At 59.1% G+C, this 11,870-nt stretch carries 3 protein-coding genes and 1 pseudogene; 3 read left to right on the forward strand and 1 reads right to left on the reverse strand.

Annotated elements, in window-relative coordinates:
* Positions 1-93 precede the first annotated feature (93 nt).
* Entirely contained in the window at positions 94-5,901 is a 5,808-nt protein-coding gene (locus tag P2T68_RS00795) for an alpha-2-macroglobulin (RefSeq protein WP_277378910.1), read from the forward strand.
* Positions 5,882-8,179, forward strand: coding sequence for a penicillin-binding protein 1C (gene pbpC / locus P2T68_RS00800; RefSeq protein WP_277378911.1), 2,298 nt, complete (start codon positions 5,882-5,884; stop codon positions 8,177-8,179). Before P2T68_RS00795 ends, pbpC begins: the two co-directional genes overlap by 20 nt.
* Here the strand turns inward: pbpC and P2T68_RS00805 are convergent.
* Positions 8,176-8,553 carry a hypothetical protein gene (locus P2T68_RS00805; protein ID WP_024078221.1) on the reverse strand — a complete coding sequence of 126 codons (378 nt, stop codon included), beginning with the start codon at positions 8,551-8,553 and terminating at the stop codon, positions 8,176-8,178. The genes pbpC and P2T68_RS00805 overlap by 4 nt on opposite strands.
* Before the next feature lie 2,302 nt (positions 8,554-10,855).
* On the opposite strand from P2T68_RS00805, the pseudogene P2T68_RS00810 reads away from it, so the two are divergent.
* Positions 10,856-11,819, forward strand: a pseudogene (locus tag P2T68_RS00810) (IS5 family transposase).
* Positions 11,820-11,870 lie beyond the last annotated feature (51 nt).

An 11,870-nucleotide genomic window follows, 5' to 3' on the forward strand; every position in this document is an offset into this window, starting at 1 on the left:
CCGGTAAACATCCCCGCCGTGCGGCGTATCGGTGTCATCTTTTGTATCAAAGACGCGTGTAAGATACGCCGCACTTAGCCAGGGATGCTCACCATGTTCGATTCGCTCAAAGCCATCAGCCGTCGTGTTGTCGGTGTGTTTCTGACTGTGGTGGGGGCCGTTTTCGGTCAATGGCATCCGCCGCTATGGCTGCGTGCCATTGGCCGCGGCCTGGCGAACCTGGGCAACAAAGCCCGCGCTTATCCGCGCCAGGCCGGTGCCGGCGTATTGGGCCTGGTGCTGCTGGCCGCCGCGGCTTTCTATGGCTGGCACTGGTACACCCACCTGCCGCAGCCCCACACCGTGGGCTATTCGCTGCATAAACCCAACCTGACCGACTACACCCAGCAGCCACCGGTTGTGGATAACCTGCAGGTGCGTTTTGCCGAATCCGTGGCACCGTTGGCCGCCATCGGCAAACCCGTGAACGAGGGCATCAGCCTCAAGCCCGCGATAGCGGGCACGTGGCGTTGGTCGGATGATCGCAGCCTGGTGTTTGTGCCGGAAAAAGACTGGCCCGTTGACGCCCACTACACCCTCGACCTGGCGAAGAAAAGCCTGCTGGCCGACGGCGTGTTGCTCAGCCAGTACAGCAGCCAATTCTCCACCCAGCCGTTCCGCGCCAGCCTGGCGCAAAACGAGCTGTACCAGGACCCATCCAACCCAACCCTGAAACAACTGGTAGCGACCTTCCGTTTTTCCCACCCGGTTGATGAAGAAAGCGTGCGCAAGCGCGTATCGGTCGCCCTCGGAAAAGGCTTGGCCTACCGCGATGCACAGCTGCACAACCGCCCGGAAATCACCTTCGACGACACCAAGCTCAACGCCTTCGTCCGCTCTGCCGCCCTGGCTACACCGCTGGAAAGCACGCCGGTCAGCGCCAAGCTCGATGAAGGCATCAAGGCCCGCGACGGCGGTAACGCCAGCACCGCACCGCTGGTGGCGGAAGTCACCGTACCGGGTCGTTATCGCCTGACCTTTACCGGCGCCGAAGTCAGCTTTGTGGACAACGAACGCGGCGAACCGGAGCCGGTGCTGATGTTCAGCAGTTCCAGTGCCGTAGCCGATGACACCATCGCCAATAAGGTCCAGGCCTGGCTGTTGCCGGAAAAAGCCCAGGACGACACCCGCCCCTATAACAGCAACGATATCGACGATGCCCTGCTCGCCCGCAGCACCAAGGTCAACCTGACCCACGTGCCCAGCGTCGAGCCGCTCAACACCCTGCACGCCTTCAAGTTCAAGGCCCCGGCCGGCCGAGCGCTGTATGTGCGAGTGCCCGCCAACCTGGAAGCCATCGGCGGCTACCTGGCGAAAAACCCCACAGCGTCCCTGATCAGCATGCCGGCGTATCCGCGCACCTTGCAGTTCCTCTCCGACGGCGCCCTGCTCAGCCTCAACGGCGAAAAACGCCTGGGTTTCATGGCCCGTGGCGTGCCGGGTGCCCATGTGGAAATCGCGCGCCTGCTGCCCAACCAATTGCAGCATCTGGTCGACCAAAGCAGCGGCAGCTTCGCCCGGCCTAACTTCGGCAACGAGTATTTCGATCGCATGGTCGAGCGTCAGGCGCTGGATATTCCGCTGTCGTCCAATGACCCGGCGAAAACCGTCTATGACAACGTCGACCTCAGCCATTACCTCACCGCCAACGGCGGTCGTCGCGGCATCTTCGTGCTCAAGCTCAGCCCGCAGGATGAACCGGCCGAACGCACCTTCGATTATTCGCGCAGCAGTACCAGCGACCTGCGCTTTATCGTGGTCACGGACCTGGGGATCATCGCCAAACGCTCCAGCGACGGCAGCCATGATGTGTATGTACAGTCCATCGGCAATGGCTCGCCGGTCGCCGACGCCCAGGTCGATATCATCGGGCGTAACGGTTTGCCGGTCGCCAGCGGCCACACCGATAACGAAGGCCACGCGCATTTCGCCAAGCTCGATGAACTGCGCCGTGAGAAAACGCCGCTGATGTATGTGGTCAGCCGTGGCAATGACCAATCCTTCCTGCCGATTGCCCGTCAGTCCCAGCAGCTGGATCTATCGCGCTTCGATGTCGGCGGCCTGGAAGAGGACGGTGCGATCGATCGTCTCAGCGCCTACTTGTTCACCGACCGTGGCCTGTACCGGCCCGGTGAAACCGCGCACCTGGGCATGATCGTACGCAGCGGCAACTGGAAAGGCGCCCTGCAGGGCCTGCCGGTGGAACTGCAGATCACCGACCCACGCGGCCTGGAAGTGATTCGCCAACCGCTGAAGCTGTCCACCAGCGGCTTTGAAGCCTTTGATTTCCCCAGCAGCGAGACCGCCCCCGCCGGGGATTACACCGCCACCTTGCAGTTGATCGGCCAGAAGCAGACCCGCACAGACCTGGGCAGCGTCAGCTTCAAGGTTCGCGATTTCGAGCCGGACCGTATGAAGGTCAGCCTCAGCCTGCATGACACCCCGGTGCAGGGCTGGATTCCACCGGACCAGGTGGTGGCCAAAGTCACCGCGATGCACCTGTTCGGGGCCCCGGCGTCCGGCCGTCGCGTCACCGCGAAAATGTCCCTGAGCCCGACGCTGGCAGCCTTCGATCGCTACCCCGATTATCGCTTCCGCCTCAACAACTCGCTGGACGAGGCCAGCACCGAAGACCTGGCCGAGACCACCGTCGACGATAACGGCCAGGCGCTGCTTGACCTCAACCTGCAACGCTTTGCCAACAGCACCTACCGCCTGCAAGTGATGACCCAGGTATTTGAAGCCGAAGGTGGACGTAACGTGGCGGCGCAAAGTGCGTTGCTGGTGTCGTCCGCGCCCTATCTGGTCGGTGTGAAAAGTCAGGACTCACTGTCGTATGTCGCCAAGGACGCTCCCCGCCAGGTGCACTGGCTGGCCGTGGCGCCGGACCTCACGCCGCTGGCGGTGGATGGCCTGACCAGCGAAGTGGTCGAGCACCGCTACGTCTCGGTGCTGGTCAAGCAGTCCAACGGCACCTACAAATACGAGTCGCGCATCAAGAACATCAGCCAGCCGGCCTCGCCGGTGGTCATGACCCAGGAAGGCGCCAAGCAGACACTGAACACCGCCACGCCGGGCGATTTCACCCTGCAACTCAAGGATGCCAACGGCAACCTGCTCAACCAGATCGACTACAGCGTGGCCGGGCGTGGCAACACTTCGCGCTCCCTGGAACGCAACGCCGAGCTGCAACTGCGCCTGGATAAACGCAGCTACGCCACCGGGGATGAGATCGCGATCAGCATTCGTGCGCCGTATACCGGTGCGGGCCTGATCACCATCGAACGCGACAAGGTCTATACCCAGCAATGGTTCAAGGCCGACAGCACCAACAGCGTGCAACATATCCGCGTTCCCGCAGGGCTTGAGGGCAATGCCTACGTCAACGTGCAGTTTGTACGCGACATGGGTTCGGCCGAGGTGTACATGAGCCCGCTGTCCTATGGCGTGGTGCCGTTCAGCATCAACCTCGACGCACGGCGCATGGCGCTGAAGGTGGAAGGCCCGGCGAAGATCGAGCCGGGGCAGACCCTGGATATCAAGGTCACCGCCGACCGCCCGGGCCGGGCGGTGGTCTACGCGGTGGACGAAGGGATCCTGCAAGTAGCGCGCTACCAGACGCCGGACCCGTTGGGCTTCTTCTTCCAGAAGCGTGCACTGGAGGTCGGCACCAGTCAGATCCTTGACCTGATCCTGCCGGAATTCAGCCGCCTGCTCAGTGGGGCTGCGCCCGGTGGCGATACCGAAGGCGCCCTGGCCAATCACCTCAACCCGTTCAAGCGCAAACATCAGCCGCCTGTGGCCTGGTGGTCCGGGCTGGTGGACCTGCCCGCCGGTGAAAGCGTGCTGCATTACCAGGTGCCAGACAGCTTCAATGGCAAGCTGCACCTGTTTGCGGTGGCCGTGGATGCTGACAGCGTCGGTGTCAGCGAGGCTAACACCGAAGTACGCGGGCCGATCGTCATTACCCCCAACGTACCGGCCTTTGTCGCGCCGGGGGATGTGTTCAACGTGAGTGCCGGGGTGTTCAGCAACCTGGATGCCGCGGCGGATGTGAAGTTTGAAGTGCAGACCAGCGACGGACTGGTAGTCCAGGGCGGCAAGGGCACAACCTTGTCACTGCAACCGCGCAAGGAGGGTACCGCCGAGTTCAAGATCAAGGTCGGCGAGCACCTCGGCTCGGCGGATCTGCGCTTTGTCGCGGTGCTGCCGGACGGCAAGCGTATCCAAGTGGCGGAAACCACGTCGATCCGCCCCCTGAGTGAGCATCGCGTGGCCCTGAGCCTAGGACGTTTCGACAGCGCCAGCAAAGAGCTCAAGCCCACCCGCGAACTGTTCAACCAACTGCGCGATGTACAGGTGGGTGTGGCGGCCTCCCCGTTAGTGTGGGCCAATGGCCTCAAGCACTACCTGGATGATTATGGCTATGCCTGCACCGAACAACTGGTGTCCAAGGCCATGCCAGCGTTGATCTGGGGCGGTACGGCGCCAGAGGCCGAGCAAGCCTTCGGCAGCGCGGTGCGCATGCTGCGCCAACGCCAGAACCAGGCCGGCGGCTTTGGTTTATGGGCGGCCAACCCGGATGTAGCGCCCTACGCCAGCCTGTACGCCACCGACTTCCTGATCGAAGCCAAGGAGCGTGGGCTGCCAATACCGGAAGACCTGTTGGTGCGGGCCAACGCCTATCTGACGGACCTGGCCAACGGCCCGAGCGAAGGCCTGTCGGAATTGCGCAACCGTGCCTACGCCAGTTACCTGCTGAGCCGTCAGGGGATTCTCGTCAGTGGCGCCTTGAGCGATATCCGCGAACGCTACGAAAGCACCTTCAAGGACAGCTGGCAGAACGACCTCGGTGCCGCCTACCTGGCCGCCAGCTACAAGCTGCTCAAGCAGGATCGCCAGGCCGATACGTTGTTGCGCAAAATCCCATGGCGTTCGCTTGTGGATAAGTGGGACAGCGACGGCCTTTATTACGACCCGCTGGTGCACGATGCCGAACACTTGCACCTGCTGGCCCGGCACTTCCCCGAGCTGCTTGACGAGGTACCCACGGCGTTGCTGGATAAACTCGGCAAGCGCCTGAACGAACAGCGCTACAACTCACTCTCGGCCGCCCTGCTCCTGCGGGCCTTGGACAACTATGGCCAGCGCGCGCAAAGCGACATGTCCCTCAAGGCCACCGCGTGGCTGGGTGACAAACAGCAACAATTACTGGAGATGGCCGGACAGCCACCGCGTGCCGCCGTGCCCGTGGGTACGCAAAAACTGCTGATGGAAAAAACCGAAGGCCCGGCAGCGTTCTACATGCTCAGCGAAGCCGGTTTCGATAAGGGCGCCAAGCTCAAGCCCATCAACAACGGCCTGGAAATCATCCACGAGTACCTTGACCTCAAAGGCGAGCCGGTGAGCAAGGTCGCGGTGGGCGACGAATTCCTCGTACGCCTGCGCCTGCGCGCAACGGATCGCGATCAGGTGCAGCAAGTGGCCGTGGTTGACCTGCTGCCCGGTGGCGTCGAGCCTGTGTATAACTTGCCGCCGGAGCCGGAAACCGCCAGCGGCGAGGACAGCGAAGGTGAAGGCGAAGAGTCTGAATACGTCGAAGACAACCAGGAAGCCGACACCTGGCAAGCGCCGATCGGCGAGACCGCGTTGAGCAACTGGCAGCCGGATTATGTGGATGTACGCGATGATCGGGTGGTGTTGTACGGCACCGCGTTGCGCGATGCAGGCACCTTCGTCTACCGCGTGCGCGCCACCAACGCCGGCACCTTCAATACACCACCGGCCTACGCCGAAGGTATGTACGAAACCACCCTGCAAGGGCGTGGCAAAGTAGGCCAGCTTGAAATTACCAAGCCTTAAGTGCCTGACGCCGCTGCTCGCAGCGGCGGTGGTACTGGCGGGGTTGCGGCTTTGGCCCCATGCCCCGCTGGAACAGGCGGTAACGTCCTCCAGGGTCGTGCTGGCGGATGATGGCTCGCTGCTGCGCATGACCCTGGCGGATGATGGGCAATACCGCCTCTGGCTGCCGCTGGAGCGGATCTCGCCCTCATTGGTCGAAGCCTTGCTGCTCAAGGAAGACCGCAATTTCTATTGGCACCCGGGGATCAATCCCCCGGCGCTGCTGCGTGCGGCCATGGCCACCTACAGCGGCGGGCAGCGCCAGGGTGGCTCGACCTTGAGCATGCAACTGGCGCGGCGCCTATGGGACCTCAATACGCGCCAGGTGCCGGGCAAATTGCAGCAGATGGCCTTGGCGTTGTGGCTGGAAGCGCGCTACAGCAAGCACGACATCCTGGAGGCCTACCTGAACCTGGCCCCCATGGGCGGCAATATCGAAGGCGCGGAGGCGGCCAGTCGCATCTATTTTGGCAAGTCAGCGGCGCAGCTTTCGTTATCCGAGGCCCTGGCGCTGGCAGTGATCCCGCAACAGCCGGGAAGGCGTGCGCGCTTCGGCCCCTCGCTGCAAAACGCACGGCTGCGCTTGATGAATGACTGGCGGAGTACTTATCCACAGGACGTGCGTAACGACAGTTTGCTGGACTTGCCCCTGGAAGCACGCAACCGCCAGCAGATTCCGTTCCTGGCACCGCACCTGAGCGAACAACTGCTCGCGTCCCAACCGGGTAACGAACTCAACAGCACCCTCAACCTGCCCTTGCAGCAATTGCTCGAGCGCCTGATCCGCGGGTTTATCGCCGAGCGGCGCAGCACCGGTGTGGAAAACGCCACCGCCATCCTGATCGACAGTCGCGACCAGAGCGTCAAGGCGCTGGTGGGTTCGGCGGATTATTTATCCACAGGCATCCACGGCCAAGTTAACGGCGTGTTGTCGCGCCGCTCGCCTGGGTCGACCCTGAAGCCGTTTCTGTATGGGCTGGCGCTGGACCAAGGGGTGATCCACCCCATGAGCATCCTCAAGGACCTGCCCAGTAGTTTCGGCTACTTCCAACCGGAAAATTTCGACGGCAGTTTTGTCGGGCCACTGACGGCGCGCGATGCGTTGATCCGTAGCCGTAATATCCCGGCCGTGTGGCTGGCCAGCCAGGTGAAATCGCCCTCGCTCTACGGATTACTGCAACAGGCGGGCATCAAGGGCCTGCGCAACGAGAGCCATTACGGCCTGGCGCTGGCGCTGGGTGGGGGTGAGATGACCCCGGAGGAACTGGCGCGGCTGTACGTGATGCTGGCCGGTGACGGTCATTTGCGGCCCTTGCGCTATTTACAGGAACAGCCGCAAACCACCGGAGCGGCGCTGCTCACGCCCCAGGCCGCCTTTATGGTGCGCGACATGCTGCGACGCAACCCGCGCCCGGATGGCCTGCCCGGCCGCCACTGGCGCACTGCCTGGAAGACCGGTACCTCGTGGGGTTTTCACGATGCCTGGAGCGCCGGCCTGGTGGGCCCCTATGTGCTGGTGGTGTGGGTGGGCAACTTCGACGGTCGCCCGAACCCCGCGTTTATCGGCGCCAAGACCGCCGCGCCGCTGTTTTTCCGCATCGCCGACGCTCTGCCCCTGGCCTTGCCCAACACCGTCATCAAGCCCGACAAGCCGCCCGCCGGGCTGGTGCGCATCGACGTGTGCGCCGCGTCCGGCGAGTTGCCCAACCGCTGGTGCCCGCAAACCCGCAAGACCTGGTACATCCCCGGCGTCTCGCCGATTCGCGTGTCCAACCTGCACCGCCCGGTGCTGATCGACACCCGCACCGGCAAGGCCGCCTGCCCGCCGTTCGATCCGCAGTACACCCGCGAAGAAGTCTTCGAATTCTGGCCCAGCGACGTGCAACGCCTGTACCGCGCCGCCGGCCTGCCTCGGCGCACGCCGCCCAACGTGCTGAAAAACTGCCAGCCCAACCGCATCAGCGACCAGAGCGAAGCCCCACAGATCCGCTCGCCCCTGACGCAAGTGAGTTATCAGTTGCGCCTGTCCCAACCCCAGGAAAGCATCCCGCTGAACGCGAATGCGGCCAGCGATGCGACGACGCTTTACTGGTTCGCCGACCAAAGCCTGATCGGCCAGGGCCCGCCACAAGCCACCTTGAACTGGCGGCCGGGCAAGTCGGGCGAGTATCGGTTGCGGGTCAGTGATGATCAGGGACGGAGTGTGAGCCGGGGGTTGAGGGTGGAGTTTGTGCCTTAGGTGTGGCCATCACCCTCTGCAATCTCCACATAGTTCGACTCCCCACCTCCTGTCGCCCCCGACAACCACCCCCACACGAAACTCAGCGTGGTACGCCCGACAGCATCCACACCGACAATGCCTCGCGACCAGCCGGCCAGCAGTTCACCTTCCAGCGTCAGGCACTGATACAACAGCTCGATAGAGTCTGGACCTGTGACGCGCCCAACCTGCGTACCCAAGCGAATTCGACCGCCTTGGTACGTACCGGAAACCGCATCGCCCTCAACCAGGTAATGAAACACCGTGCCCGCGCCGGATAGCCCGTGGGTGTTGTTGGCGACAGTGAATCGGCGGTTGTTCAAACGCTCGTGGATTTGCGAGGGTGTGTTCATCGAAGGCGCGTCCTTTCGCGGGGGCCTGGAGACCCGGTTGTGATCCTACTGAATAAAGTCTGTCGGAACGAGCCCAGCAATTGCGGGGGCTAATCGGTGGACCGATCAGAAATAAAGTCTGTCGCAATACCAATTTAAGGGGTGTTGCCATTCGATCTACTAAATAAAGTCTGTCGAACAACCAACTAGTTGATTTTTTCATTTTTTTTCTAAAAACAGCAAATTCGTCGAGTGCAAGCACAATGGAGCTATGACGGTCGAGAAACTGTGGCTATATGAAGAAGGCCCTCATGCGCCTGCCGACACAGCAGGAAGAGTGAAATTTCCGAGTTGCTGTCACATAAGTGGTAACCGATTTAAAGGCGCAAGACGGGCTGCCCGAACGCATACCCGAAGTGTTGAGGCCGATGCCGAATTGCCCCATGTGCCGACGCAAGACTGATCCACCTCCAAATCGGCACAAACCCTCCATAGGCGATGGTTCGCAAGGAATCAGACTAGGTCAGTGACATCTCGGCAACTGGGTCAATTCGACATCGGCGCTAACAACTAGGCGACTTCGACATCCGTATCTGCTGCGTTTAATAGCATCTCCAATGCTTCGTAACCCTCATCGCGACGCATCAGGAATCCAATGATGTCTTCCGCATCAAAACTAATGGCTCGGTAATCATGACCGTTCTGAAGAACGTATTAGCGAGGACGACGCCTCCCTGATTTAGGAATGTTTGTTCGTTCTGGCCGGTTAGCTGCTCAAAGAATGTTGACAACACTGCTGTCGCGAGTGGACGCATATCGATTGACGAGGACGATAGCTCCCAATGCCAGCGACCCTTGGTTGGGCAGAACGTAGCACCGTCGTCGTTGAGCATGTAATTCTAGTAATCGCTTTCCCACATCCACTGTGCCGGCAGCAGAGTCAGCAGTGGCTAAATTAAAACTTTAAAGCCCAACATAGCGAGACGCTAAATTCAGGAATAAATATAATATATAACAGGCAGACCAATCGCTAGAACCAAAAGTAAAATTAAATATAGCGAAGGTTGGAGGTCCATTTTTTTGACGAGCGCAACGCATGTCAACGTGACGAGCAATAGCAAGAAACAACTATATAGGAATATAAATCTATACGATAAGCATATATCCTTATCAGGAATTACAAGCTGCAAACAGAGAACCAGCAAGCAATATGCATATATCGGAAAATTAGACTTTGACACCAACAAAAACCTCAGCTTAAATAGAGTTGCCGTAGATACTACGGCAAAGTTAAGTCTCTGTAATCAAAATCTTAAACAGAAAACTTAATGAAATCTAGACAGACTAGGATCCCTTAAACGCATCGTAAATACCAGCACCAATAAAGGAGCCCGCGGCTAAACCTGCAGCACCTCCGAGCGCACCACCAATCAACACTCCTGCCGGCCCGCCAACTACCCCGATTGAGGCTCCTACCTCCGCACCGACGATAGCTCCAGCCCTCCCTCCTGCAACCGCGCCGATTCCAGCTCCCGCCATAGCGGAATCACCTCTATCACCACCGGATACGAGCAACACTTCTTTGTCAGTTAATCTACGCATAATTAATCCCTTATGATACCGAAACGGTAGATATAGAACTACACTCACAAATAACATTTGATAAGCTAGGACTCGATTTTGAAAGTCATAAAAGCCGGCAAAAAAACAACTCCGCAAACATCTGTCCTGAATTAGCAGAAGGTCTTTTCAAATTTCAAAGCTAAGTCTGCCGGTGAAGGCTCGAGAAAGCCCGCTGCCTGATTATTTTCTGTGAATGCCACGAAAAAAACAATCAAAAGGTTGCCCATTTCACCCCTATATGTGTAGGGGATGACGCAGCCTTTAGAACTATGTAAAATATAAAATTAATTTTCTTTTTTTGCACTACTGGGACAAGGCGTCTTTTTGTATCCATTTTCTCAGCATGGCCGGCACATAACTTCTAGAAAATATCAAGCAACTTACAGACGCGTAGAAGTAGTAGGACACAAAAAGCTGAAATCATGTTCAGTTCGCAGCGGATGAGTGTTCATTGATAGCGCTGTATAGGGTTTCAGTGCTAACTATTTTTGCTCGAGAAAGTTTCGAAGTGCATTATATTTTTCACACTATCCACAGGTTTAACAAAACAAACAGAAGAGTCAATTTTCCGCCACTCTCGCGGAACCTAGATTTCACATGAGCGAACTTGCGCTAGGGATTCTCCGATCAAGTTCAGCACAGCGCCCGCTTGCTGTGCTGAAATAGCTCACTCCTCTCGCCACGAGCAACAGCCAGTCCCATGAGTCAGATGAGCTTTTCCAATTTCGAGTACGCCGGCAAGCGCAAGCAGACTCGTCGCGAGCGATTCCTGGCCGAGATGGAGCAAGTCGTTCCCTAGAGCGGACTGGTGGCCTTGATCGAACCTCATTACCCAAAGGCTAGCGGTGGTCGCAAGCCGTATCCATTGGAGACCATGCTGCGCATTCATCTGCTGCAGAACTGGTTTTCTCTCAGCGACCCCGCCATGGAAGAGGCGCTCTATGAAATCACCTCAATGCGTCAGTTCACCCGGCTGACGCTCAGCGCCCCGATCCCCGAAGACACCACGATCATGAATTTCCGACATCTGCTGGAGAAGCAGCAACTGGCATCGGGCATCCTGGACGTCATCAATCGCTACTTGCAGGATAAGGGCCTGTCGCTTCGCCAGGGCACCATTGTGGATGCCACGATCATCCGAACAAGGAAGGCAAGCGTGATCCTGAAATGCATCAGACCAAGAAAGGGAATCAGTATTTTTTTGGCATGAAAGCCCACATCGGTGCCATGTGGAATCAGGCTTGGTGCACCACGTCCACGGCACCGCGGCCAATGTCGCAGACGTGACGCAAGTGGCTGAACTGCTGCACGGCGACGAGAACGCGGTCTACGCCGATGCGGGTTACACAGGTGTTGAGAAGCGCGAAGAACATGACGGGCGCAAGGTGATCTGGCAGATCGCTGCGCGCCGCAGCACATACACGAAGCTGAGCAAGCGAAGCCTGATCTACAAGACCAAGCGTGAAATTGAACGGGTAAAAGCCCAGGCCCGAGCCAAGGTCGAACACCCGTTTCGGGTCATCAAGCGCCAGTTCGGCCACGTGAAAAACCGGTTCCGTGGATTGGTGAAAAACACGGCCCATCTCACCACCCTGTTTGCACTGTCGAACCTGTGGATGGTGCGCAAGAAACTGATGGGTATGGGTGAATTACGCCTTGGATGAACAAGGTGGGCTAAAAAGCCCCCCTACGAACACATGAACCGGCTCAATCAT

This window comes from Pseudomonas sp. G11 (assembly GCF_029457515.1).
Classification (GTDB): Bacteria; Pseudomonadota; Gammaproteobacteria; order Pseudomonadales; family Pseudomonadaceae; genus Aquipseudomonas; species Aquipseudomonas gorinensis.